Genomic DNA, 23,667 nt, shown 5'->3' on the forward strand with positions numbered 1-23,667 from the left:
AGGCATGAAAAAAGCCGGGCCATCTTGACGATGGCCCGGCTCGGGTTCTGCCCTATTGGACTACTTCAGCGCTTGGGCTGAAAAGCCGCGTCACCAAATTGCCACAAGAAGAAACTCCACACATCGGCGGTTTCATCCAAGCGCTGCGCCAGGCCTGAGCCCATGCCGTGGCCGCCGTCGAAGTCCACCCGCAGGATCACCGGGCGAGTCTTGGCTGCGTCTGGATTGGCGGTTTGCATGCGTGCGGCCAGCTTGGCCGGGATCCAGGCCTCGACGCGCGGATCATTGGCGCCGGTGGTGACGATGACGGCCGGATAGCTGCGCCCATCTTTGACGTTATGGTAAGGGCTCAGCGCGAACATGCTCTTGAAGTGCGCCGGGTTGGTTACCGTGCCGAACTCGGCGATATTGGGCGCACCGTTCAGCGTCAGCTCCATGCGCAACATATCGGACAGGCCGACCGCACTTTGCGCCGCTGCGAACAACTCGCCGCGCTGCGTGACCGCGCCGCCGATCGTGATGCCGCCGGCGCTGCCGCCCGTACCAGCAAGCGTCGCAGGTGAGGTGTACTTGTTGGCGATCAGCCATTCGGCGCAAGCAATGAAGTCCGAAACCGTGTTCTGCTTGGTGGCGATATAGCCACCACGGTGCCAGTCATCGCCCAGCTCGCCGCCGCCGCGCACATGGCATATCGCCTGTACGCCGCCGCGCTCGGTCCAGGCCAGGCGGGTGGCGCTGAAGCGCGGCTCTTGCGTGATGCCGTAGGCGCCATAGGCATTCAAAATCGTTGGGCGCTTGCCGTCCAAGGTCAAAGACTTGGGTGCCACGATGGACAGGGGCACCATCACGCCGTCATGGCTCTTGACCATCACGCGGCGCGCTTCAATGCCGGAGGTGTCAACGCTGACAGCTTTTTGGATGCTCAGCCGCTGCGCTGGCGCGTCAGCTACACCACCTGCCTGCAAGAGCAAGCTCTGCGGTGCCTGCGTCCAGCCTTCGTGCAGAACCAGGAGCTCGTCACCCTTCAGCGGCGTGACGCTGCGCAGCGTGCCCTCAAACGGCAGGGCCACGGTCGACACCTTGCCGTCCTTCTTGCCCACACGCCAAAGTTTGCTCACACCCGCGTCCAGCGCCTTCACATAGACGGCCGCGTCGCCGGTCTCGATGGTTTGCAGCACGCTGTCCCCTGCGGGCAAGGCAGTCTTGAAGCCGGCCTTGGCAGAGGTCAAATCCAGGCTCAGCAGTTCGCGGCGCGAGGCTTTTTGCTGGCTCAGCGCATACAGCGAGCCGCCGGCCACTTCGGCCCGTGTAACCTTGTGCTCAGGCCGCACCACGCGCCGCCATGGTGTGGCCGCGCCCTTCAGTTGATCAACCCGCGCCACCCAGTAGCTGCGCTCGGCCGCGTCGCCATGCAAAACCTCGGCCAAGGCCCAGGGCGAGCCCTTGGTGAGGCGCACATAGGGCAGATCGGCGATCTCAAAATTTTCTTTCTTGCTCACCTGCCAGCCGAACTGCGCCACGTCCTTGGCCGGGTCCTGGCCCAACTTGTGCATGAAGACCGCGCTCTTGTTGTAACGCTCCTCTGCGGGATGGCGGTTGTACAGAAAACCGCTGGCATCGGGCAGCCAAGCCACACCGCCTTCGTTCAAACCGGTGCGGTCAATGGCCAATGGCAGCAGCTTGGCCGTGGCAACGTCAAGCAGGCGCAAGACGCTGTTCTCGCTGCCGCCCTTGGACAGACCCACCGCCAACAAGCGGCCGTCGGGCGAAACGCTATACCAATCGACCGCGTGTTTGCCGGGCTCGCCGGGCAGGTTGTTGGGATCCAGCAGTTCGCGCTCGGCACCGTTCAAGCCGTCACGCACCCATAGCCTCGCCTGGTTTTGCCCAGGTGCGCGCTTGGAATAAAACAGCTTACCGGCCACCATCTCGTAGCCGCCAGTGCTTTCGCCCGCATCGGCCAGCACACCCAGGCGCTCGCGCAAGGCGGCACGGCCGGGGATCTGGGCCAGCACGCCGTCCGCATAGGCAGCCTGCGTCTTCAGCCAGGCCTGAAACTCTGGCGACTTCATGTCCTCCATCCAGCGGTAAGGGTCGACGACCGAAGTGCCGTGATAGACATCGGTGACCGGCTTGACGGACGTGGCCGGATAAGGGCCGACTTGTGCCAATACAGACAGTGGAGCGACCAATAGCGCTGCCAGGGCGGACTTGAGGATGGATGAGTTCATCGTTTGCCTGAATATTTGAGATGCCGCGGTGGCGGCGAAATTGCAGCTGTGCAGTTTACGCATTGATTGGGCTGAGGGCGCAATAGCTCTGCGAACGCCCTCCCAACTTGACCCGGCTCGCGCGCACTGCGCTGCAAGCAGGCGCCAGCTTTGTCCGCAGCGGGTCATGCGCCCTTTTTGGCGCAAAGGCACGCCAAGCGCGTCAGCTGAGCTAGCGAGCTAGTCAGGCAGAGTCAGGCCCGTCCCAGTCAAAGAGATCTATTTTTTGCAGCGAGCGTAAGGATGTCATGCAGCAGCACGACCGAGATCGGTACGCAAAACGGTGTCCAGGAGCGTGCAACCCAAGCCAGCCTGTCACCAACCACATCACCCACTTCACCCATCTGGAGATTGATATGCAAGCCACTCTCAAAACCGGCCTGAGCATTGCTGCCACGCCATGCAACAAGACCGGCGGCAAGGACGGGTAAGGAGCCCGCACTGCTTCCAGGGTTTATTTGAAATTTGTTCTACTTTTTCAACTCTTTCGAGGTCACACATGAAATTCCCAACTTCTTTGAGCAAGAGCCTGCTGTGCGCAGCGATTTTTTCTTCAGCCGGCGCGCAAGCTGCCATCGTTGACTTAACGGTAACCGTCCACAACCTCGCCCCCGTGAACAGCGTCGTCGTGGCGCCGCTGAGCGTCGGTTTCGGCCAAGGCTTGTTTGACGGCTTCGACATCGGCGGCTCAGCCAACGCCTCCATCGTCAAAGCGGCCGAACTGGGCAACGGCAATCTCTGGCGTGATGCCTTCTCCGCCACAGACGCTGGCGCCGTGGTTGGCGTGGTGGGCGGTGCGCCACTCGCTGCGGGTCTGTCGGCCACCCAGACTTTCCGTGTCGACACCTCGCTGAACAGCTATTTCAGCTTTGTCGCCATGGTGGTGCCGAGCAATGACTTCTTCATCGGCAACGATTCCGCCACCGCCTTCAAACTGTTCGACGGCGCCGGCAATTTGCAGATCAGCAGCATTGGCCAAAAAGCCCGTGACATCTGGGACGCTGGCTCCGAAGAGTTCAATGTGGCCAACGCGGCCTTCATCGTCGGCTCGAACGCTGTTGCCCGTGATGCTCAAAATTCCGTCGTCGCACGCAACTTTGGCGAGTTCGCCGCTTATAACGGCTTGAGCACCGCCTACGGCTATACCTTCAACAGCGGATTGAGCGGCGGCAGCGATGTCTACCGCATCGACTTCTCGGCCCAAGCGGTGCCTGAACCTCAGTCCTACGCTCTGATGTTGGCGGGTCTGGCAGCCATGGGCGCGGTAGTGCGCCGTCGCAGCAGCGCAGTCTGAGCGCAGTCAAGCTGCACAAGCTAAAGCGGCCGAGTTGGTGGCCTTAGCTCTCAACACAGCATGCCGGCGCACAACAATAGCCACCGACTCGCATCGCATCGCATCGAGCCGGCGGCTATTTTGTTTATTTGCATCGGCCATCAGCCTGCGCCTTGTACCTTCAACGGCCACACGCCGACACGATTTCTCCCTGCACTTTGCAGCAGGATGCAAAAGTCAGGAGCGCGCCCATTCCGGGTATTCGCACGGCATCAGCAGATTCACGCAATCGACCCAGAGCGGGTACTGACCGGTGCTGAATTGCTGCCGCGAAGCGGTCAATCATCGAGTTAGCGGCGAACCGCAGCCAAGCCAAGACGGGCCTGTCGGTGTTGGCGTCCAAGCGCCAGATCGGTGTGAAGTACGCCACTGCCTGGCTGCTGCATCTGAAGATCAACCGGGCAATGGCAGCGCGTGAGACCTGCCATCCGCTCCAGGGCGCCATTCAGGTCGACGACGCTTACCTCGGTGGCGAGCGAGTGGGCGGCAAGCTCGGTCGCGGCTCGGAGAACAAGTATCCAGGGGTTTGTTCCTGGTTTTCGCCGGCTGCGCACCACGCTTGGCCGGATATCTGGGCAACCAGTACCTGAATTCAGGACACCCGCCGTCGTGCGGCGAAGGCCAGCACGCCAAGCCCGGCGACTCCAAGCCACAAGGTTGCCGGCTCCGGCAAATGAGCAACCTCGGCGACACCGAACTGTGTGAGGTGGACCGAAAACTGGTCAGTCGCACCCGGTGCAAGAGTGATCTCGTACCTCAATTTCCCGATCGCGGGAGGCGGATTCGGCCGCACCGGGACCATGGACACCGGCGGATCAGAGGGAGGGTCGCCTGCGACATTGAAGGCAATAGCGTCCTTAGGATCACAGCATGGAAGACCCGCTCCGATTCCAGCAAAAAGTTTGGTCTCCACCAAGGCACTGTCGCTGGGCGGATGATCGGCATGCGCCCTGGCTGTCAAGTTGTAGTTCACTGTCCAGACCACGGTTAGCGGATCCGCTGTCATATTTTTGAAGAACGTGTTCGCCAGCCAGTTCACGCCGGCCGACGCGTAGCCTATGGATTCAAACGCCTCGCCAGTGATGTTTGAATTCATCGTGAACGAGAGCCCTGACCCAGACGGGGTCGCACACGCACTTGCTGCCCCCCTCGACGAACTGGCGTTCGCGCAGGGATAGTCGAGCGATCCATTTTTGTCTTTGAAAATCAGCGGGGCGATTCCGCCGTTCAGGTTGACCTCGTCGTAGGGTATTGGCGGCGCGTATTCCCTATTGACCGATTGGTTGACGTGCGAGATCTGGTAGGCCGCATCCCCCTGCGTCGCCACCTGGGCCGAGGCATCAAGAAAGTTCGAACCCGCAGCGAAGCCGAGGCCGGACCATGACGCGCCTTGTCCAAGGCTGACCGTGGCGGTCACGTCGGCGTAGGAGTTGAAAAAAGTCGCGGCGGCTACATTGACCGGGTAAATTCCGGCAGCACCGGCAAGGACAATGGCGTTTAGTGCGACGCGATGTGACAGGCTGTGCGAAATGGTCATGACGGAGTCCCCTGCAGTGGCAGAGCGCCTAAGCGCGTTCGTTGGAAGCATAGTGTTAAAGAGTCGTTGAAGCTTGAGGCAAGTCAACAGGTGTCGTCGTCTTGGAGCGCTCCACTGTCATTGACGCTTCAGGCCGCTGTTCAACAAAAGTGACAGTGAACTATTCAAACCCTCGTAGCGATGTCAAAGCGATTCTGTTCTTGGCTCCATTGGGCACATGGGAAAAAGGCAGTCCCGTGGCCACCGAGTTCTCCAGGAGTAAAAAATCTAAGCTCAGCTCCTGCGCCCCATGCCGAAAGCTGACCGTGGCGAGCGGCACGTTATGGCCGGTCGCGTGAGTTCGTCCAACTGGACCGGATGACTGCAACGAGCACGTTGCAGACGCTGGGAGCCTACCCAACTTGTGCTGACTGAACCCGCTTGTTCATATCGATCTGGAAGCCACATGCCTTAAGTTCGCGTGCCGTTTCGGATTTGAAGCTAGAACGGAATCTCTGCTGCCGATGCATTTTCCAAATCAACAAAGAGAATGATTTGAGAAGTGAAGACAGCCAGCATGTACTCAGCGATTTCCGGGGTGACTTTCCCTCCGGTTGCACCCCCGTGAGCAACACCTTCACCGCAGAGTTGATGAAAGAACAGATAGAGGCCAGCACTCGCCCGTACGCCCCTTTGTCTTCTAGAGGCTGACACTGGTACGAAAAGGGTCAACTGGACTGCGGCTTCGTGATTGATGTCGCAGGGAAGAGCTAGGGCGCGACTTCTTTTTTTCGAATCCTCCGTTGTTGAAGGTCGTACCAGTTGGCCGGGCGTTAGCCTCCGCCAGCAGCCAGGATAGGCTTTGATTCCTTCCATGTTCTTTTCAGCACTGATTCCGCAGGAAGATAGAGCCGGATGACGTAGAAGAACGGACCCTCAGGGGGAGTGGGGATCCAATTGCTTTCCTTACCTTTCCCGGGCGATGTTGATTGCCGACCAGCTGCAGCGTTCACGCGCCGTGGTGGGCCTGGTGCCCAAGGCGGCGCTGGAGGTTCAGCGCGTACCCGAGTTCAAGGAAAAGACCTCGGCCGGCGCCTACTACAAGCCACCGGCGATGGACGGCACCCGGCCGGGGGTCTTTTACGCCAACCTGCGCAACCTGAACGAATTGCCGAAGTTCGGCCTGCGCACCCTGTCCATCCGCGAAGGCGTGCCAGGCCACCACTTCCAGATCGCGCTGGCGCAGAAACAGAAAGGCGGCCCGATGTTCCGAAAGGTGCTGCCCTTCACCGACTACGCCGAGGGCTGGGCGCTGTACGCCGAATGGCTGGGCACCGAGTTGGGCGTCTAAGTACGACCCCTTCAGCGACCTGGGCCGCCTGCAGGCCGACATGTTCCGTGCGGTGCGCCTGGTGGTCGACACCGGCCTGCACTTCAAGCGCTGGCCGCGGCAGCAGGCCATAGCCTACATGGCCTGCCTGGCCTACATGGCCGACAAGACCGGCAAGCCGCAGGGCGAGGTGCTTGCCGAGATCGAGCGCTACATCGTCATGCCCGGCCAGGCCTGCTCCTACAAGGTGGGCATGCTGATCATCCGCGCGGCGCGCACGCGGGCCGAAAAGGCGCTGGGCGCGCGCTGGAACGCCGAGGCCGAGAAGGCCTTCCACGACACCGTGCTGGGTTCGGGTTCGCTGCCGCTGCAGATCCTGGACGAGCAGGTCGACGCCTGGATCAAGAGCCGGCTACGGGAGCCCAGCACAAGCCAAGTCAACTGACTCCCTTGCACCCAAGCGAGCCTCGGCGGCGCGACCTGTGGGCGGCGGTGATTGCGCGGGTCATGCCGGCGACGTTGCAGCTTATGCCGGCGGCATCATGCCCGCCAGGGTAGACGCCATCGAAGTGGCCGGAGCCTTGGGCGTGAATCAGCTGGCGTCGCGTCGAAAGCGTGAGCCGTTCTCGCCCCTACTCTGCGAACTGCGGCTTGCTGCGCCGCTGATAGAACTGCTCGATCTGTGGCCCCAGACGTTTCAAGGCTTCGGGGTCAAAATAGCCTGCACTGGCTTTCTGCAGATGGGCCGCGCCCTCGGGGGTGCCCAAGACTTGATCGATGGCTCGGCTCGCCGCCAGACCCCAAGGCGTGCGTGGGCAGGCGATGCTCAGCTGCAAGGTCCGTGGGGCGCCCTGGATAGCCAGGGCGATGAAATCGTCGATCGGCAGCCCACGCGCTTGCATCTGTATCAAAGCGCCGCTCACATCGATCCAGAAGTCGGCGCGGCCTTTCACCAGCATGTCTTGCAGGCGCTCGCCAAAACCCTGGGTGGCGTAGTCGGCCAAATAAGGGCCTCGCGGCTGCTGGGCCAAAACACCGTCAACGAAATCGCCATAGCTGCGCCCACGGACGATCGCCCCCCATAGCTGTGCCCTCTTGAGCAGCAAAGCCAAATCCACTTCATCGGCGCTATTGCGCGGCACCAGGGCCAGTTTGTCGCGCCTGACCAGTAACTCGGCGTGCGGGGTCAACTGGGTGTCGACGAAATAGGCCTCTTTTTCGCGCGCTGCAGTGCGCACGGTCTCGGACCGGCAGGCCGGCTCACCATGCTGAATCATGTGCCAGCTGCGTATCGAATTGGTCGATAGGTACTCATGGCGCACTTGCGGCAGCTTTTGGGCGATGAAGCTCAAAATCGGGTCGCTGCGGCTCGCATCTGCTTTCAACCAGATGATGAGCTCAACAGGTTCCGGCGTGTTCGATACTGCCTCGGGTGTGGCCCATGCCATACGCGTCATCAGCAGCAGGCCAATCATCGACATCCACAGCAGCTTGCTCATCGGCGAGGGTTCCCTAGGCGCCCGGAAGACTTGAGCAGTTTAGGGCGCAGATTTTGTTTTGGGCACTGGATTCACGCAACTGTTGCGCCGCGTGCTCAGAATACTTTGCTGGGTCGAGCATGATCTTTGTAGAACGCTGCATGCCGGCTCGCGCAAGCGCGCCAGGCCCCGGGCTGCAGCCGTCGGTCGGACGACTCGCGCAACATCGCCGCGCCTGCCGGCATGCTCACAACCCGATTGATCTGGTTGATTGCCGCCAGATCCCAGGGTGTGCTCGGACAGGCCACGCCGCTCACCACCAGTTCACTGGCGCCTTGAACCGACAGGCTGAGCAAGGCCTGCGGGTCCGATCTCGGGCTGTGGTTGAGAAGGAGATCCATGGCGGTCAGATAGTCATCTGCAGCAACTTGCCGCCACAGTCGCCATGCGCGTGGCTGAACACGGGCCGGTTCTCAAGGCGGGTCGCGAGAATGGCGTCGATGTATTTGCGGTAGCTGCGCTTGTCAGCTGTGCGCTTTTGCGCGTCCGTATGAACAAGGTGGGTTTTGGGCCGGCACAGGGAGTCCGTGACGGGCACGGAGCTGACTTCCCAATTCGGCGGACTATCTGGTCGGCTGGACACGCCCGCAGCCCCTCCCCGACTATCAGCGACAATCCCCCCCATATGTTTGCACTGTTCGATGACGCCGGAAAATTCCTCGCCGGCCGCGTGATGTCTGAAGCCGATAGTTCGATGCAGATCGAAATGGATTCGGGCAAGCGCGTCAAAGTAAAAGCCGCCAATGTGCTGCTTAAATTCGATAAACCCGCACCGGCCGAGCTGATTGCTGCAGCGCAGGCGCTGGCCAAAGAGATCGATCTCGACCTCGCCTGGGAGTTTGCGCCAGAGGGCGAGTTCGGCTTTGCGGAGCTGGCGCGAGAGTACTTCGACGCCAAGGCCAGCCTTGCCCAGCAGGTCGCCGCGCTGTTCGCCTTGTTCGAAGCACCGCATTACTTCCGCCGCGCCGGCAAGGGCCAGTTCAAAAAGGCGCCGGAAGAAATCGTCAAGGCTGCCCTTTTGGGCCTAGAGCGCAAGCGCCTGCAAGCGCTGCAGATCGAAGAATGGGCCACCGAGCTGGTCGAGGGCCGCTGCCCAGGTCCGGTGGCGGAGCAGATCTACAAGATTTTGTTCAAACCCGACAAGAACGGCCCTGAGTACAAAGCGGTGGCCCTGGCCACCCAGCGCGCCCGCAAGGCGCCGCTGGAGTTGCTGCAAAGCGTCGGTGCGATCAGCAGCGCTTACCAGTTCCACTGGAAGCGCTTCTTGTTCGACCAGTTCCCCAAGGGCTATAAGTTCCCGCCTTTGAGCGCGCCCGCGATCAAGGACGATTTGCCTCTGTCGACCGTGAGTGCTTTCTCGATCGACGATTCAGCCACGACCGAAATCGACGATGCGCTGTCGGTGCAAGGCCTCGGCACCGGCAAAGTCATCTTTGGCATCCATATCGCAGCACCGGGCCTGGCTTTTGAGCCCGATTCGGCGATCGACAAGGTCGCACGCGAGCGCCTGTCCACCGTCTATATGCCGGGCTGGAAGCTGACCATGCTGCCCGACGATGTCGTGCAGGCCTACACGCTGATCGAGGGCCGCGCCTGCCCTGCGGTGTCGCTGTATGTGACCATGGACGAGGCGACGCTGGCCATAACCGGCAGCGAGACCAAGCTGGAGCGCGTGCCTATCACCGCCAATCTGCGCCACGACAAGCTTGACGCCGTCATCACCGAAGCGACCTTGACCGGCGAGGCTGCGGCCGACTACGCGTTTGAGCCCGAACTGGCATTTGCATTCCGCCTGGCTCGCCACTTGAAGGCCGGCCGCGAAGTGGTGCGCGGCAAGCCGGAGAACTTCAACCGGCCGGACTACAACTTCCGCCTCGACTCGAACGGCGCGCATGAGCCCAAGGGCGGCGAGATCGTCAGCATCACGACCCGCCAACGCGGCGCGCCGCTGGACCTGATCGTCGCCGAGGCGATGATTCTGGCCAACTCGACCTGGGGCGGCTGGCTCAACGACATGGGCCTGCCCGGCATCTACCGCAGCCAGGCCAGCATGGCGCCCGGCATCAAGGTGCGCATGGGCACGCGTGCCCAGCCGCATGCCGGCTTGGGCGTGGCGCAATACACCTGGTCGACCTCGCCGCTGCGCCGCTATGTGGACCTGGTCAACCAATGGCAAATCATTGCCTGCGTGCGCAATGGCCGCACCGCCGCGCTGGTGGCACCGTTCAAGCCCAAAGACGCGGCGCTGTTCTCCATCATCTCGGGCTTTGACGCGGCTTATGCGGCCTACAACGGCTTCCAGAACGGCATTGAGCGCTTCTGGACCATCCGTTATGTGGTGCAAAACCAGATTACCGAGATGACAGCCACGGTGATGAAGGACGGCTTGGTGCGCGCCGACGACTTGCCGCTGGTCTTCAAGGCGGCCGGCTGCGACGCGCTGCCGCGTGGCTGTGCGGTGCGCGTGCGCATCACCGGCACCGATGAGATGACGCTGGATGTGCATGCGACGCTGATCGAGCGCCTGGATGCGGCGGCGGCATTGCCGGTCGAAGACGAATCGGCCGAGGACGAAGACGAAAGCGAAGGCGCCGGACCCTTGACGCTGACCGTCGACATGGACGCGCCGGAAGCCGTGGCCGACCAAGCCAGCGAAAGCGCCGAGGCGACGCCGACCTGACGATGGCCGTCAAGCCCTCCACCATCCACTACGCGCTGCTGGTATCGCTGGGCCTTCACGGCGCCCTGCTGACCCTGCGTTTGGTGGACCCGGAGCGCTTCAACCGGATGTTCCAGGACACGCCCTTGGAAGTGGTGCTGGTCAACAGCCGCAGCCAGGAAGACCCGGCCAAGGCGCTCGCCTTGGCGCAAGCCAGCTTGGCCGGCGGCGGGCAGGCCGAGGCGGGGCGCTCGACCTCGCCGCTGCCGCCGTCCAAAACCATCGAAGTCGGCGAAGCCAGCGAGACCCAGCGCGCCCAGATTGCCCAGTTGCGCGAGCAGGAACAGCAACTCCTCGCCCTGGTGCGGCGCGAGCTGGCGCAGATGCCCGCGCCCGACCCGCAGCACAACAAGGGCGCAACGGCAGCGCAAGAGCAGACCGAGCGGCGCCGCCAACTGGTGCAACTGCTGGCCGAAATCGAAATGCGCGTCAACGAGGAAAGCGCCCGCCCACGCAAACGCTATGTCAGCCCAGCCACACGCGAAGTGGTCTATGCCCAGTATTACGACAGCCTGCGCCGGCGCGTCGAAGCGCGCGGCACGCGTGACTTCCCCGAATACAAGGGCCGCAAGCTGTATGGTGAGCTGACCATGAATATCCATGTCAACCAGCGCGGCCGGGTAATCGAGACCGACATCGTGGCCTCCTCGGGTGACCCCAACCTGGACCGCCGCGCCGAAGCCATCGTGCGTGCGGCCGGGCCGTTCGGCAACTTCAGCCCGGCGATGCGCAAGGGTGCCGAGGTGTTGGTGATCACCTCGCGCTTTCGCTTCACGCGGGATGAGGGCCTTGAAACCACCTTGAGCGCATCGCCAACACCATGACTTCTTCCATTGATATTGATCGCTATGCCGTGGCCGGCAACCCGGTGGCGCACAGCCGCTCGCCCGAAATTCATGCTCAGTTTGCCGCGCAGACCGGCCAAGACCTGACTTACGAGCGCCTGCTCTGCCCGCTGGACGGCTTTGCCGACAGCATGCGCGCCTTCGCGGCGAGCGGCGGGCGCGGTTGCAATGTCACCGTGCCTTTCAAATTTGAGGCACACGGCTTGGCGACGCACTTGAGCGAGAGGGCCAAGCTGGCCGGTGCGGTCAACACCTTAAGCTTTGATGAGCAAGGCTGGTTCGGCGACAACACCGACGGCGCCGGCTTGGTGCGCGATATCGAAGTTAACGCTCAGCGCCCGTTGGCAGGCAAGCGCGTGCTGCTCTTGGGCGCCGGCGGTGCCTCGGCGGGCGCCTTGGGCAGCTTGATCGCCGCACGGCCGGCATCGATTTGCATCGCCAATCGCAGCGTGAACAAGGCCCAAGCCTTGATCACCGAACACCAGTCCTACGCGCAGACGCATGGCGTAGCGCTTGCGGCCACTGGGCTGGACGATTGCGGCGAGGGCTACGACTTCCTGATCAATGCCACCAGCGCCAGCTTGGGGGGCGCCGGCGTGCCGGTCGCGGCGAGCGTCTTGGCGCCGGGTGCTTTGGCGCTGGACATGATGTATGGCCCGGCCGCAGCGCCCTTCTTGAGCTGGGCCCGCGAGCATGGGGCCGAAGCACGCGACGGCCTGGGCATGCTGGTGGAACAGGCCGGTGAGGCCTTCGCAATTTGGCGCGGCGTGCGGCCGGACACGGCGGCTGTGTTGAGCGCCATGCGGTTGAAGTTGAGCGCGGGCTGAGCATGAAGCAGATCGGGCGAAGCTTGCTGCGCTTGGCCGCCCTGCTGCTGCTGGGCGTGTTGGCGCTGCAGCTCTACTTCGCGGCACGCATTGCCTTGATGATTGTGGTCGCGCCGCAATCGACCAGCTTTCAGCGCTCCGAAGCCTGGCGTTTAGCCACGGAAAGCGGTCGTATCAATTGGAGCCAGCAATGGGTTGACGACAAGGAATTGTCCAAAAACCTCAAGCGCGCCGTCATTGCCAGTGAGGACGCCGGTTTTGTCGAACATGGCGGCGTCGAATGGGATGCTTTGGAAAAAGCCTGGGCGCGCAACCAACGCGAAGAACAACGGGTGATCAAACGCGTGCAAGCGAGCAAGCCCAGCAGCCCGGCTGTGCCCGGCAAGCTACGCGAGCCAAAGGTGATTGGCGGCTCCACCATCAGCCAGCAGTTGGCGAAGAATCTGTTTCTCAGCGGTGAGCGCAATTTGGCCCGCAAGGGCCAAGAGTTCATCATCACCTTGATGCTGGAGGCGCTGCTGAGCAAGCAGCGGATCCTGGAAATCTATTTGAACAATGTCGAATGGGGCGAAGGCGTCTTCGGCGCGCAGGCGGCCGCCCGCCACTATTTCCACATTGATGCCAAGCAGCTGAGCCCGGCACAGGCGGCCCGCTTGGCCGTGATGTTGCCAGCACCTAAGCGGTTCGAAAAACGCCCGGCCTCGCCCTATGTGCTGGCGCGCGCCGCGACCATAGAAGCCCGCATGGGCGCGGTTGAACTGCCCTAGTGTTAGCCTCCAGCATGACGTCAGAGAACAGCATCAGCACCGAAATCGCCGCCACCGCCGCCCGCCTGGTGGTGGAAGAAGGCATGGAATATGGCCCCGCCAAGCAGCGCGCGCTGAAGGTCTTGGGCCTGAGCCGCAATAGCCGCGCCGCTTTGCCCAGCAACGACGAGCTGGAAGACGAGGTGCGCGACTATCTGGCGCTGTTCTGTGCCGACACCCAGCCGGCCGAGTTGGCCGCGCTCCGCGAATTGGCGGCCGAATGGATGGCCCGTTTGGCCGAGTTTCGCCCTCATTTATGCGGCGCGGTCTGGCGCGGCACCGCCACCCGGCAATCCAATATTCATTTGCAGCTCTATTGCGATGACAGCAAGTCCGCCGAAATCGCGCTGATCAATATGGGTATTGACTATGAGGTCGGCGCCATCAGCGGCCCCAAGGGCTCGCGTGGACGCGACATCGATGTGCTGTCCTTGGCCGCCATGAGCCGCCAACTGGGCGAACTGATCACCGTGCACCTGAGCATCCTGGACTTTGACGATTTGCGCGGCGCCCTCAAGGTGGACGCGCGCGGCTGCAGCGAGCGCGGCGATCTGGCCGCTTTGCGCAAATTAATGGAACAAGCTTCGAATGAGTGAACCCACTTCAAACACCCGCCGTAATCTTTTCATCGCGGCCGGCGTTGGCGCCGCAGCGATCGGCGCGGGGCTGGCTCTACGGCATCGCCCTGCAGAGCCAGCCCCGCTCTCGGCGGCGGCCGCGAGTTTTTGGGGCGCTCGGTTTGACCGACCCGAGGGCGGCGAGTTGCTGGCAAGCGAATTCAAGGGTAGACCGCTGCTGCTGAATTTTTGGGCCACTTGGTGCGCACCCTGCGTCAAGGAACTGCCCGAGCTGGCGCAGTTTCAGCGCGAATTCAAAGACAAGGGCTGGCAAGTTGCGGGCCTTGCGGTCGACAGCCCGAGCGCCGTGCGTGAGTTTTTGAAGAAATTGCCACTGGACTTTGCGCTGGGTTTAGCCGGATTGACCGGCACCGAATTGACACGGACACTGGGCAACACACAGGGGGGCCTGCCCTTCAGCGTCGCCTTCGATGCCTCGGGTGAACTGATTTGGCGCAAACTGGGTGCGACGAATTTAGAAGAGTTGCGACAAATGACTCTCAAACTTACGCCGGTTTGACGCCCAGCATGTCGCCGCGTAGATCGCAAAAGCAAACTGAGGTCAAGCGAATTATTTACGGCCAGAAGTCACGAACAAGGCTTAAAACGCGTAAAGTTCGGCCTTTTCCGCTTCTAGGGTCTTCACTCTAAGCTGCCAATTGCGGCAGACACAGAGCCGCACCATCGTCGCTGATGCATATTCTTGTTATTCATGGCCCCAACCTCAACCTGCTCGGCACCCGCGAGCCTGGGGTCTATGGCTCGCAAACTCTGGCCCAGATCGACGCAGATCTAAGCGAGAAGGCGACCTTAGCCGGGGTTGAACTAAAATCCTTCCAAAGCAACCATGAAGGCGCTTTGGTGGATCGCATCCAAGCGGCGGGCAGCGATGGCTGCCAGTTCATCATCATCAACCCGGCCGCCTACACCCACACCAGTGTGGCCATGCGTGATGCCTTGGCTGCAGTGGCTCTGCCTTTTGTCGAAGTTCATCTTTCCAATATTCACAAGCGCGAATCGTTTCGGCATCACAGCTTTTTTTCTGCACTCGCCGATGGCGTGATTTGCGGACTGGGTGCCCAGGGCTATCAATTGGCCTTGGCTTACGCGCTTGAGAAGCTGAAGAACCCGCCCAAGCGCCCGACCTGAATGGTCGGAGCCGCAGCCGGCGACCTCTTTAATCAACAAACAATAACCAATCTCGTTGGAGAAAAAATATGGATCTGCGCAAGCTCAAGACCCTGATCGACCTGGTTTCCGAGTCGAATATTTCCGAACTTGAAATCACCGAGGCCGATGGCAAGGTGCGCATCGTCAAGTCCGACGGCGCCGTCGCCGTCCCCATGATGATGACAGCCGCGCCTGCCGCTGCCGCACCCGTGGCCGCCGCGGCGCCCGTCGCCGCCGCAGCCCCCGTCATTGCCGCAGTCCCAGAAGAAACAGGCCGCATCGTGAAGTCACCGATGGTGGGTACCTTCTACCGTGCCGCCGGCCCGAATGCCAAGCCTTTCGCTGAAGTGGGCCAGGCGATCAAGGAAGGCGAGCCGATCTGCATCATCGAAGCGATGAAGATCATGAACGAAATCGACACCGAAATTGCTGGCACGGTGACCAAGGTGCTGTGCGAGAACGGCCAACCGGTCGAGTTCGGTCAGCCCTTGTTCGTGATCGAATAAGGCACGGCGATGTTCAAGAAAATCCTGATTGCCAATCGAGGCGAGATCGCCTTGCGGATCCAGCGCGCCTGCCGCGAGTTGGGTGTCAAGTCGGTGGTGGTCTACTCCGAAGCCGACCGCGACGCCAAGTATGTCAAGCTGGCCGATGAGGCCGTTTGCATCGGCCCGGCCGCTTCCTCGCTGAGTTATCTCAGCATGCCAGCCATCATCGCCACGGCCGAGGTCACCGACGCCGAAGCGATCCACCCCGGCTACGGTTTCCTGAGCGAAAACGCCGACTTTGCCGAGCGAGTCGAGCAAAGCGGCTTCACCTTCATTGGCCCAACGCCCGAGTCGATCCGCATGATGGGTGACAAGGTCTCGGCCAAGCAGGCGATGATTCGCGCCGGCGTGCCTTGCGTGCCCGGCTCTGAAGGTGCCTTGCCCGAGGACCCGAAGGAAATCATCAAGATCGCCCGCACGGTCGGCTACCCCGTGATCATCAAGGCAGCCGGCGGCGGCGGCGGACGCGGCATGCGCGTGGTGCACACCGAAGCGGCACTGGTCAACGCGGTGCAGATGACGCGCACCGAAGCGGGCGCGGCCTTCGGCAACCCCGAGGTCTATATGGAGAAGTTTCTGGAGAACCCACGTCATGTGGAAATCCAGATCCTGGCCGACACCCACAAGAGCGCGGTCTGGTTGGGCGAGCGCGACTGCTCGATGCAGCGTCGTCACCAGAAGATCCTCGAAGAAGCACCGGCACCGGGCATCCCGCGCCGCGTGATCGAGAAGATCGGTGACCGCTGCGCAGCGGCCTGCCGCAAGATGAACTACCGCGGCGCAGGCACCTTCGAGTTCCTGTATGAGAACGGCGAGTTCTATTTCATCGAAATGAACACGCGCGTGCAAGTCGAGCACCCGGTCACCGAAATGGTCACCGGCATCGACATCGTACAGATGCAGATCAAGGTGGCGGCGGGCGAAAAGCTGCCCTTCACGCAGCGCAATATCGTCATGCGCGGCCACTCGATCGAGTGCCGTATCAATGCCGAAGACCCGTTCAAGTTCACGCCCTCGCCCGGCCGCATCACGATGTGGCACGCACCGGGTGGCCCGGGTGTGCGGGTCGACTCGCATGTCTACAGCAACTACGTCGTGCCGCCACATTACGACTCGATGATCGGCAAGATCATCGTCCACGGCGACACCCGCGAGCAGGCCCTGGCGCGCATGCGCATCGCCTTGTCGGAGACCGTGGTTGAAGGCATCTTGACCAACATCCCCTTGCACCGCGAGTTGATGGTGGACGCCAAGTTCATTGAAGGCGGCACCAATATTCATTACCTCGAAGGTTGGATGAGTCAACATAAACGGTGACCACCCCGTAGGCGCTTCGCGCCACCCCTCAAGGGGCGGCGACCGGACTAAAACAGTCCATGCGGACTGTTTTAGCCTGGCGCCGGACGAAGCCTCTGGCTTCGGCTGAGCCCCGTGACCCATGGGCTCTACTGGATTGGCTCTTTTGCCAACACAAGTCAGGTCGACTACAAGAAGTTTGGAATTGATATGTCTACCACCCTGCATGAACTGCTGCTGATTTGCGGTGAGGACGATGTCGAGATCGTCAGCGATGCTTTGATGGAACTCGACGCTTTGGCCGTCTCGGTTGAAGACGCCGATGCCGACACCGACGCGGAGCGGGCCTTGTTCGGCGAACCCGGCATGCCCGCACCTAAGGGCGGTTGGCAGCGCTCGGTCGTCAAGGCCTTGTTCCCGAACGAGCAAGACGCGACCGAATGCGCGACCCTGATCCTGAGTCAGGACTGGGCCACTGGCGTGCATGTGCAGGCGATTCAAGCGGTGCCCGAGCAAGACTGGGTGCGCTTGACGCAGTCGCAATTCGCGCCGGTCGAGATCACGCCCGAGTTCTGGATCGTGCCGTCCTGGCATCAAGCGCCCGAGCAGGCCAAGCAGGTGATGAGCCTGGACCCTGGCCTGGCCTTCGGCACCGGCACGCACCCCACCACCCGCATGTGCTTGCGCTGGATCGCCCAGCAGGCGGCAGCGCTCAGCCCGAGCTGGACACGAGTGTTGGACTACGGTTGCGGCTCCGGCATTCTGGCCATTGGCGCGGCCCTGCATGGCGCCCGCAATATCGATGCAGTCGACATTGACCCGGCGGCCATCATCGCCAGCAAGGCCAATGCCGAAGCCAACAAGGTCAGCCTGACAGCGGCGTTGCCCGACGCGGCCCAAGGCGAATACCCGCTGGTGATCGCCAACATTCTGGCCACCCCGCTGCGCCTGCTCGCACCCCTGTTGTGCGCCCATATGGCGCCCGGCGGTTACCTGATCCTGGCCGGCATTCTGGAGCGCCAAGCGGACGAGCTCAAGGAGGCCTATGCACCTTGGGTCAAGCTGGAAGTCAGCGACAGCCAAGAGGGCTGGATTCTGATGACGGCCCAACGAGCTTGACACGGCGCTTGACTCGAAACGTAAGCCCGAAGCCCAGCGGACTCATGGCATGATCACGCCATGAGTCTCGCCACCCGTTGCAGCGCCTGCGGCACCATCTTCAGGGTGGTGGAAGATCAGCTGCGGGTGTCCGACGGATGGGTGCGCTGCGGCCGTTGCGCCGAAGTGTTCGACGCCCGAGCGCAGATCTTCGACATAGACCGCGAAGCGCCGCCACCCTGGCCCACCGAAACGCCCGCCTCCCCGCCGCCCGCACCAGCGCCCACCCCTGCGCCGACCCCTGCGCCCCTAGCACCGGCGCACAGCCGGCAGCCAGACCCCGGGCCTGCAGCTTGGGCCGAAGAAACGCCAAAATTCGAGCCAAGGCCCTCGCAGTTGACACCGGATCACCCCGTCTATCCTGTCGATCCAGAGTTGGACACTGCAGCGGAGCCGCTGCATGAGCAGCCTCAAAATTCACGGCTTGACGCCCGTTTGGAACCTCATTGGTCGGACGAACAAGCTGCGCCAGCGCCCGCACAAGCGGCCTTGGCGAGCGCGTTGCCGAGCCCGCAAGCCGAGCCGCCGGCCATGGACTTGCACGCAGACATCAACGAGCGCCCCGACGTCGTGTTGGGCGAACGACTGGCCCAGCACCATGCGCCCGCACAAGCAAAAGCCGAAGCCCCCGCCGACAATGCCGCGATACCCGAGTTCCTGCGCACTCAAGCCACCCGAACCAAATGGCGCAATCCCAAACGGCGCATCGCCTTGAGTCTGCTGGCCTTGTTGCTGCTGAGCGCGCTGCTGCTTCAAGCAGGCCTTCACTACAGGAACACAGTTGCGGCAATCCAGCCTGGCCTGCGCCCGGCCTTGCAAGCGGCCTGCGCCTTCGCGGGCTGCGAGATTTTGCCTCGGCAACATATCGAAAGCATCGGCGTTGAAAGCAGTGCCTTGAATCAAGCCGGCCCAGGCAACCAGTATCAATTGGTGGTCGGTCTGCGCAATAAGAGCAGCACGGAAGTGGCGACGCCCTGGGTCGAGCTCAGCCTGACCGATTCAGCCGGCGCCCTGGTGGCCAAGCGCATCTTGGCCCCGGCCGACTTCAAGTCCGACAAGCTCGCCATGCCGGCCGGCTCGGACTTGGCTCTGCAAACCCTGCTTTCGACCGGCAGCAACCGCGTCAGCGGCTACAGCGTCGAGATCTTCTATCCCTAGCGTTTGAAGAAATTGTGCCCACAGGCAAGGCTGTGGGCGCTGGCGCCATCCACCCTTATTTTGAGACATCGCCCCGCACCGGCTCGGCCGGCGCAACACGTCCCGGCCCAGGCCAGACACTGTAGATGGGCTGTGGCATGCGTACCGGTGTGATATCGAGGTAGAGATTGATCACCGTGTACTCCTCCGGGCCCATCTCATCGGTGCTCCAGCCATAACTGCCTTTGCCCTTGTACACACGGAACAAAAAGCCCAGATCCGCGACCGGATCATCGGCCTTGGCGCCCACATCAAAGGTCAGGCCGCGTACTTCGCTGAGTGGGCTGTCGATCAAATAGTTCATCGAGTTGGAGATGGTCGTGTCGCCCAACATATCGAGGTGAAACAGCGGCTCGGTGTAATAGGGCTTGTAGTCGGGGGCGGAGGGGTCCAACTTGTCGCCGCGCAGCTTGATGGCGGACGGCGTGGTCACGCGGCTCTTCATGCCGTAGTGGTCACCATGATCCAGGTAGTTGAGCCGGGCATTGGTCAGGTTGAAGGCACCCAGCGTGGGGTCGGTCTTCACTTCGGTCAAATCGACCAGCATCGCGCCCTTGCCGCCAATCACCTCAATGTCATCGCCATGAATGATGGCGGCCGAGTTCTCATCCACGCCCAGACCCAGCTTGTAGCCCTTGGCCATCATCAAGGGAATCATGCGGCCGAAGCGGCCGCGCTTCAAGAAGTGCTGATCAACAAACAGATCGGGGCCGACAAAGCCCAAACCCCGGTCGATTTGTTTCCCCTCGACCCATTTGCCCTTCATGATGTTGATGACGCTGGGCGCATCACGGAACATCACCGTGCTCATGATGGCTGCACCCGCGCTGGTCCCGACGACCACACCGCCCTTGCGGTAGACCTCCCAGATCGCCTCCAGCATCGGCGTCGGGTGGCCTCCCGGCATCAACACGTCGACGATGCGCTCTTGTGAGCCGCCGGTGAAAAACACGCCGCGCGCCGCTTTGACCTTGTTGATCAAGGCCTGATCGCGCACCACCTTGTTCAAATCCACCCAGCCAAACTTGGGCGCCACTGGCAAGGCCTCAGCCACCGCGCCACGCCGGTGCAGCATCTCGATCGCCTGTTTGGCGCTGGCTTCAGGGTCCTCGGACGCGGTACCGAAGACGACAAAGCGCGCACCCTTGCCACCGGCAAGCGCAACGATGCGACCCCAGACCTCTTCGTTATCGGCCTTCAAGGCGCCGCCGATCGGGATCGCATAGCCCTTGATCACAGGCTCGGCCTTGGGTGGCGCCGCGGGCATCAGAGCCGGCGAAGACGGCGGCGGCGTCGGCGTCGCCTGGGCCGGACCAGATGCAGCGCGCGCCGGGGCTGCAACTGCGCCACGCGAAGCCTGAGCGCAAGCCGGCTCGGCCAGCACGGCACAGAGTGTCAAAAAGACAAACAGATGGGGTCGCAAGAGATTGCGGAGTTTGAAACTGATGGGCATGGGGGCGGCTGCGAGCTTTGCGTGTGTTGCCTCAATGTAGCCCAGCCCAGCGCTTTGCACCCTCCCCCTCAGGTACGAGTCAGCAAGCTTGCTTCGCAATCGCACTGTGTCACCCTGGGAAACGAGGACTTTGCGCAATTTCCAAACCTAATGCGCCCGTTGCGCGCACACGACTCCAAGCGTAAACCCCAGCAAACCACAGGCGTCCAAATCCTAGACTCAGGCGATCGCAGCCCTGCCGGCGCCAAGGAGAGAAGAAGATGAAGAACAAGTTCTATCAAGCCAGTGACCGTGCCCAGCAAGCCCTGCGCCCCACCCTTCACTTCGCGCTGCGATCCTGCACCAAGGCCGTGCTGCTAAGCCTGGCAGCCCTGCCCGCATTGCCTGCGTTTGCACAGCAAGACGACAGCGACGCTAGCAAGAAGATCGAGCGGATCGAACGGGTCGCAGTGACCGGCTCCGCCATCAAGCGGCTGGCCGATGAAACGGCCTTGCCGATGCAGGTCATCACCCGTGCGGACATCGTCAAGCAGGGCTTGACCACGGCGTCCGAGATCGTCGCTCGGATCAGCGCCGCCACAAACAATATGACCGACGGCGGCAGCATTGCCTATGGCGGCTTTCGAGACCAGATGGGCATGAACGCGGCCAATCTGCGCGGTCTTGGCGTGTCATCCACCTTGGTGCTGTTGAACGGCCGGCGCATGGCCAATTTCGCCTCGCCGGGTGACTCGTCCGGCGTTGACCTGAACACCATTCCTGCCGCCGCGATTGAGCGGGTCGAAGTCTTGCTTGACGGTGCCTCGGCCATATACGGCAGTGATGCCATCGGCGGCGTGATCAACTTCATCACCCGCAAGGACTACAGCGGTGTGGAGCTCAGCGCCAGCTACGGCGACACCTCCGAGGGCGGCGCCAAGAAGACCACCGCGTCGATCGCGGGCGGCATCGGCGATGCTGACCGTGACGGCTTCAATATCTTTGCCGTGCTGGACCTGCAAAAGACCGGCAGCCTGAACGCCAATCAGCGCAAATTCATCAAGGAGCTGGACATCCCGGGTCGCCTGCCAGATTTGCTGTCCAGCGCGACCTTCCCCGGCAATATCCGGCTCGCCAGCAGCCAGCGCGACCTGCTGATTGCCGATGGTTTCTCCAGCAATGGCAAGACCGTCATCGACAGCCGGACCGTCAACCCGGCCGCCGCCAAGGGCTGCAATCCGCCGGCCACTTTGTATTTGCCCGATGGCATCGGCGGTGCCGACGGCTGCACCTACGACTACATGCGCGATATCGAGCTGTACCCAAAGTCAGAGAAGTCCAGTTTCTTCGGCCGCGGCGTGCTCAACTTGGGCGGTGGCCACCAGTTCTTTGCGGAGGCCGCATTGAACCGGGCCAAGACGCTCTATGCCGGCACGCCCAATCGCGTCGATGCCGATATGGATGTATCCAAAGTTTCGTCATTGGCTGGCACCAGCTTAAGCAAGCTGGACGCCGACGACGAAGATCGCATCATCACCGTGCGCACTCGACTGGCCGAAGCCGGTCTGCGCACCAGCGAGTTGGTCTCGACCGGCCAGCGCTATGTGACGGGGGTGAACGGCACGCTCTCCACATGGGACTATGAGCTGGCCTACAACCACAGCATCAGCACTGTCTCCGACCGCAACTACCAAGGCTATTTGAACGAGCCCATGATCCGCGACGGCTTTGCCACCGGCACGCTGAACGCCTTCGGGCCGTCCAACGCGGCCGGCTTGGCGCTCTACGACAAGGCGCAGATCCGCGGCGAGGTGCGCCACGCCAAGGGGACGATGGACAGCGTGGACTTCCGCGCCACGCGCGCGCTCTATGCCTTGGCCGGCGGCGATTTGGCCCTGGCCTTGGGCGGCGAGTACCGGCGCGAAAAGCAGGACTATCACCAGTCAGAGGCGCTGGCCAAGGACCTGATCCTCGGTGAGACCTCGCAAGGCCCGGACGCAGACTTTGGCCGCTCACGCAAGGTGGCTGCCGCTTTTGCCGAAATCAGCGCGCCCGTCACCAAAGAGCTGGAGTTGCAAGCTGCGCTGCGCTATGAGCGCTATCAGGTATCCGGCAACGCCAGCAGCCCCAAAGTTGGGCTGAAATATGTGCCGATGAAAGAATTGCTGCTGCGCGCCTCGGCCGGCGCGGGCTTTCGCGCGCCGAGCTTGTCGGACCTCTACCGACCCGTCACGCAAGGCAGCTCCGCCACACTGGTCGATCCGGTCTGCATGGCCGAAGATCCCAGCAACACGGTCACTGATTGCTCGGACATCTGGGCCACCTTGAACTACAGCAATGCCAAGCTCAAGCCCGAAAAGTCAAAGCAGTTTTCGCTCGGCGCGGTGCTGGAGGCGCGCCAGGGCATGACGCTCAGTTTGGACTACTGGAACATCGAGAAAAGTGACCTGATCAGCTCGCTGGGCGTGGACTCCATCTTCGCCAACCTCGACAAATACGGCAGCCTGGTGCACCGCGACGAGGACAATGTGATCGACCACATCGATCTGGTGAAAGAAAACCGCGGCAAACAAAAAATCAGTGGCCTGGATCTGGGCGTGACACTGACTGGCCTGAAGAGCGGCATCGGCACCTGGGGCCTGCACCTGAACGGCACCTGGACGCTGAACTCCGAGCAACAAACCGGCGACGGTGATCCCTTCTATAGCAACCTCGGCCATTTCGTCAACGACGGCGTCGTGCAACGCTGGCGCCATACGGCCAGCCTGGACTGGAGCCAAGGCGACTTTGGCGCCACGCTGACCAATAGCTACTTGGCAAGCTACACGGACCAAAGCATCGTCGGCAAGGCCGACCGCAAGGTATCGCAGTACTCGCTGTGGGACCTGACTGGCGCCTGGGCGGTCAACTCCGCCCTCACGGTGCGCGCCGGCGTGAAGAATCTGCTCGACACTGCGCCGCCGTTCTCGCAGCAGGCCTGGTTCTTCTTGTCGGGCTATGACCCCAGTTACACCGACCCGCGGGGCCGCTTCCTGTTCGTCAGTGCGCAATACAGATTCCGCTGA

The 23,667-nt window shown here is 62.1% G+C and carries 22 protein-coding genes and 2 pseudogenes; 16 read left to right on the forward strand and 8 right to left on the reverse strand.

What is annotated here, in order from left to right:
* Positions 1 to 65: 65 nt before the first annotated feature.
* Positions 66 to 2,231: a prolyl oligopeptidase family serine peptidase gene (locus LNV09_RS14170; protein WP_263557718.1), complete on the reverse strand. Its 2,166-nt coding sequence runs from the start codon at positions 2,229 to 2,231 to the stop codon at positions 66 to 68.
* A gap of 538 nt (positions 2,232 to 2,769) precedes the next feature.
* Here LNV09_RS14170 and LNV09_RS14175 point away from each other — a divergent pair.
* Positions 2,770 to 3,564: a spondin domain-containing protein gene (locus LNV09_RS14175; protein WP_263557719.1), complete on the forward strand. Its 795-nt coding sequence runs from the start codon at positions 2,770 to 2,772 to the stop codon at positions 3,562 to 3,564.
* Positions 3,565 to 3,908: 344 nt separating this feature from the next.
* Positions 3,909 to 4,136 (forward strand): annotated as a pseudogene (locus LNV09_RS14180) (IS1595 family transposase); the annotation flags it as partial.
* 59 nt (positions 4,137 to 4,195) lie between these two features.
* On the opposite strand, the gene LNV09_RS14185 reads toward LNV09_RS14180, so the two are convergent.
* The 3 genes from LNV09_RS14185 to LNV09_RS24815 form a co-directional block, all read right to left on the reverse strand.
* The gene (locus LNV09_RS14185) at positions 4,196 to 5,140 is read right to left on the reverse strand and encodes a PEP-CTERM sorting domain-containing protein (RefSeq protein WP_263557720.1); all 945 of its coding nucleotides are present in this window, start codon (positions 5,138 to 5,140) and stop codon (positions 4,196 to 4,198) included.
* A gap of 480 nt (positions 5,141 to 5,620) precedes the next feature.
* Entirely contained in the window at positions 5,621 to 5,995 is a 375-nt protein-coding gene (locus tag LNV09_RS14190) for a hypothetical protein (RefSeq protein ID WP_263557721.1), read from the reverse strand.
* Positions 5,953 to 6,132, reverse strand: a complete 180-nt coding sequence (locus tag LNV09_RS24815; protein WP_411969287.1) for a DUF1214 domain-containing protein — start codon at positions 6,130 to 6,132, stop codon at positions 5,953 to 5,955. The genes LNV09_RS14190 and LNV09_RS24815 overlap by 43 nt, the downstream gene beginning before the upstream one ends.
* Between LNV09_RS24815 and LNV09_RS14195 the strand changes: the two genes are divergently transcribed.
* Positions 6,102 to 6,470, forward strand: coding sequence for a DUF885 family protein (locus tag LNV09_RS14195; RefSeq protein ID WP_263557722.1), 369 nt, complete (start codon positions 6,102 to 6,104; stop codon positions 6,468 to 6,470). The genes LNV09_RS24815 and LNV09_RS14195 overlap by 31 nt on opposite strands.
* Before the next feature lie 16 nt (positions 6,471 to 6,486).
* A pseudogene (locus LNV09_RS14200) lies at positions 6,487 to 6,894 on the forward strand (DUF885 family protein); the annotation flags it as partial.
* A gap of 187 nt (positions 6,895 to 7,081) precedes the next feature.
* Here the strand turns inward: LNV09_RS14200 and LNV09_RS14205 are convergent.
* The 3 genes from LNV09_RS14205 to LNV09_RS14215 all read right to left on the reverse strand — a co-directional run bounded on the left by LNV09_RS14205 (position 7,082) and on the right by LNV09_RS14215 (position 8,525).
* Entirely contained in the window at positions 7,082 to 7,948 is an 867-nt protein-coding gene (locus LNV09_RS14205) for a hypothetical protein (RefSeq protein ID WP_263557723.1), read from the reverse strand.
* A gap of 95 nt (positions 7,949 to 8,043) precedes the next feature.
* Entirely contained in the window at positions 8,044 to 8,328 is a 285-nt protein-coding gene (locus tag LNV09_RS14210; protein WP_263557724.1) for a hypothetical protein, read from the reverse strand.
* A gap of 5 nt (positions 8,329 to 8,333) precedes the next feature.
* Positions 8,334 to 8,525: a hypothetical protein gene (locus LNV09_RS14215; protein WP_263557725.1), complete on the reverse strand. Its 192-nt coding sequence runs from the start codon at positions 8,523 to 8,525 to the stop codon at positions 8,334 to 8,336.
* A gap of 87 nt (positions 8,526 to 8,612) precedes the next feature.
* Between LNV09_RS14215 and LNV09_RS14220 the strand changes: the two genes are divergently transcribed.
* From LNV09_RS14220 to LNV09_RS14270, 11 genes are all read left to right on the forward strand, one after another.
* Positions 8,613 to 10,667, forward strand: coding sequence for a ribonuclease catalytic domain-containing protein (locus LNV09_RS14220; protein ID WP_263557726.1), 2,055 nt, complete (start codon positions 8,613 to 8,615; stop codon positions 10,665 to 10,667).
* 2 nt (positions 10,668 to 10,669) lie between these two features.
* A complete protein-coding gene (locus tag LNV09_RS14225; RefSeq protein WP_263557727.1) occupies positions 10,670 to 11,530 on the forward strand; it encodes a cell envelope integrity TolA family protein in 861 nt (286 codons plus the stop codon).
* Positions 11,527 to 12,378, forward strand: a complete 852-nt coding sequence (aroE, locus tag LNV09_RS14230; protein WP_263557728.1) for a shikimate dehydrogenase — start codon at positions 11,527 to 11,529, stop codon at positions 12,376 to 12,378. The genes LNV09_RS14225 and aroE overlap by 4 nt, the downstream gene beginning before the upstream one ends.
* Positions 12,379 to 12,380: 2 nt before the next feature.
* Positions 12,381 to 13,145: a transglycosylase domain-containing protein gene (locus tag LNV09_RS14235; RefSeq protein ID WP_263557729.1), complete on the forward strand. Its 765-nt coding sequence runs from the start codon at positions 12,381 to 12,383 to the stop codon at positions 13,143 to 13,145.
* A gap of 14 nt (positions 13,146 to 13,159) precedes the next feature.
* A complete protein-coding gene (locus tag LNV09_RS14240; protein ID WP_263557730.1) occupies positions 13,160 to 13,780 on the forward strand; it encodes a hypothetical protein in 621 nt (206 codons plus the stop codon).
* A complete protein-coding gene (locus LNV09_RS14245; RefSeq protein WP_263557731.1) occupies positions 13,773 to 14,321 on the forward strand; it encodes a TlpA disulfide reductase family protein in 549 nt (182 codons plus the stop codon). The genes LNV09_RS14240 and LNV09_RS14245 overlap by 8 nt, the downstream gene beginning before the upstream one ends.
* A 170-nt stretch (positions 14,322 to 14,491) precedes the next feature.
* On the forward strand, positions 14,492 to 14,950 hold the full coding sequence (gene aroQ / locus LNV09_RS14250) for a type II 3-dehydroquinate dehydratase (protein ID WP_263557839.1): 459 nt from the start codon (positions 14,492 to 14,494) through the stop codon (positions 14,948 to 14,950).
* Between the two features lie 68 nt (positions 14,951 to 15,018).
* Positions 15,019 to 15,477, forward strand: a complete 459-nt coding sequence (gene accB / locus LNV09_RS14255; RefSeq protein WP_263557732.1) for an acetyl-CoA carboxylase biotin carboxyl carrier protein — start codon at positions 15,019 to 15,021, stop codon at positions 15,475 to 15,477.
* Positions 15,478 to 15,486: 9 nt separating this feature from the next.
* Positions 15,487 to 16,836 (forward strand): acetyl-CoA carboxylase biotin carboxylase subunit, encoded by a 1,350-nt coding sequence (accC, locus tag LNV09_RS14260; RefSeq protein WP_263557733.1) that lies wholly within the window; start codon positions 15,487 to 15,489, stop codon positions 16,834 to 16,836.
* 201 nt (positions 16,837 to 17,037) lie between these two features.
* Positions 17,038 to 17,934, forward strand: coding sequence for a 50S ribosomal protein L11 methyltransferase (gene prmA / locus LNV09_RS14265; protein WP_263557840.1), 897 nt, complete (start codon positions 17,038 to 17,040; stop codon positions 17,932 to 17,934).
* Positions 17,935 to 17,994: 60 nt separating this feature from the next.
* The gene (locus tag LNV09_RS14270) at positions 17,995 to 19,131 is read left to right on the forward strand and encodes a zinc-ribbon and DUF3426 domain-containing protein (protein WP_263557734.1); all 1,137 of its coding nucleotides are present in this window, start codon (positions 17,995 to 17,997) and stop codon (positions 19,129 to 19,131) included.
* 55 nt (positions 19,132 to 19,186) lie between these two features.
* Here LNV09_RS14270 and LNV09_RS14275 read toward each other — a convergent pair whose 3' ends face one another.
* Positions 19,187 to 20,623, reverse strand: coding sequence for a cyanophycinase (locus LNV09_RS14275; protein ID WP_263557735.1), 1,437 nt, complete (start codon positions 20,621 to 20,623; stop codon positions 19,187 to 19,189).
* 260 nt (positions 20,624 to 20,883) lie between these two features.
* Here LNV09_RS14275 and LNV09_RS14280 point away from each other — a divergent pair, with 260 nt between their 5' ends.
* Positions 20,884 to 23,667 carry a TonB-dependent receptor gene (locus LNV09_RS14280; RefSeq protein WP_263557736.1) on the forward strand — a complete coding sequence of 928 codons (2,784 nt, stop codon included), beginning with the start codon at positions 20,884 to 20,886 and terminating at the stop codon, positions 23,665 to 23,667.

The organism is Paucibacter sp. B2R-40 (genome assembly GCF_025717555.1).
Taxonomy (GTDB): Bacteria; Pseudomonadota; Gammaproteobacteria; order Burkholderiales; family Burkholderiaceae_C; genus Paucibacter_A.

Coding starts and splice junctions, on each gene's coding strand:
- LNV09_RS14270 (WP_263557734.1), top strand. CDS start 17,995: ATGAGTCTCGCCACCCGTTGCAGCGCCTGCGGCACCATCTTCAGGGTG.
- LNV09_RS14280 (WP_263557736.1), top strand. CDS start 20,884: ATGAAGAACAAGTTCTATCAAGCCAGTGACCGTGCCCAGCAAGCCCTG.
- accB (WP_263557732.1), top strand. CDS start 15,019: ATGGATCTGCGCAAGCTCAAGACCCTGATCGACCTGGTTTCCGAGTCG.
- LNV09_RS14185 (WP_263557720.1), bottom strand. CDS start 5,140: ATGACCATTTCGCACAGCCTGTCACATCGCGTCGCACTAAACGCCATT.
- accC (WP_263557733.1), top strand. CDS start 15,487: ATGTTCAAGAAAATCCTGATTGCCAATCGAGGCGAGATCGCCTTGCGG.
- LNV09_RS14245 (WP_263557731.1), top strand. CDS start 13,773: ATGAGTGAACCCACTTCAAACACCCGCCGTAATCTTTTCATCGCGGCC.
- aroE (WP_263557728.1), top strand. CDS start 11,527: ATGACTTCTTCCATTGATATTGATCGCTATGCCGTGGCCGGCAACCCG.
- LNV09_RS14170 (WP_263557718.1), bottom strand. CDS start 2,231: ATGAACTCATCCATCCTCAAGTCCGCCCTGGCAGCGCTATTGGTCGCT.
- LNV09_RS14210 (WP_263557724.1), bottom strand. CDS start 8,328: ATGGATCTCCTTCTCAACCACAGCCCGAGATCGGACCCGCAGGCCTTG.
- LNV09_RS14235 (WP_263557729.1), top strand. CDS start 12,381: ATGAAGCAGATCGGGCGAAGCTTGCTGCGCTTGGCCGCCCTGCTGCTG.
- LNV09_RS14195 (WP_263557722.1), top strand. CDS start 6,102: ATGTTGATTGCCGACCAGCTGCAGCGTTCACGCGCCGTGGTGGGCCTG.
- LNV09_RS14240 (WP_263557730.1), top strand. CDS start 13,160: ATGACGTCAGAGAACAGCATCAGCACCGAAATCGCCGCCACCGCCGCC.
- LNV09_RS14175 (WP_263557719.1), top strand. CDS start 2,770: ATGAAATTCCCAACTTCTTTGAGCAAGAGCCTGCTGTGCGCAGCGATT.
- LNV09_RS14205 (WP_263557723.1), bottom strand. CDS start 7,948: ATGAGCAAGCTGCTGTGGATGTCGATGATTGGCCTGCTGCTGATGACG.
- LNV09_RS14220 (WP_263557726.1), top strand. CDS start 8,613: ATGTTTGCACTGTTCGATGACGCCGGAAAATTCCTCGCCGGCCGCGTG.
- LNV09_RS14190 (WP_263557721.1), bottom strand. CDS start 5,995: ATGGAAGGAATCAAAGCCTATCCTGGCTGCTGGCGGAGGCTAACGCCC.
- LNV09_RS14225 (WP_263557727.1), top strand. CDS start 10,670: ATGGCCGTCAAGCCCTCCACCATCCACTACGCGCTGCTGGTATCGCTG.
- LNV09_RS14275 (WP_263557735.1), bottom strand. CDS start 20,623: ATGCCCATCAGTTTCAAACTCCGCAATCTCTTGCGACCCCATCTGTTT.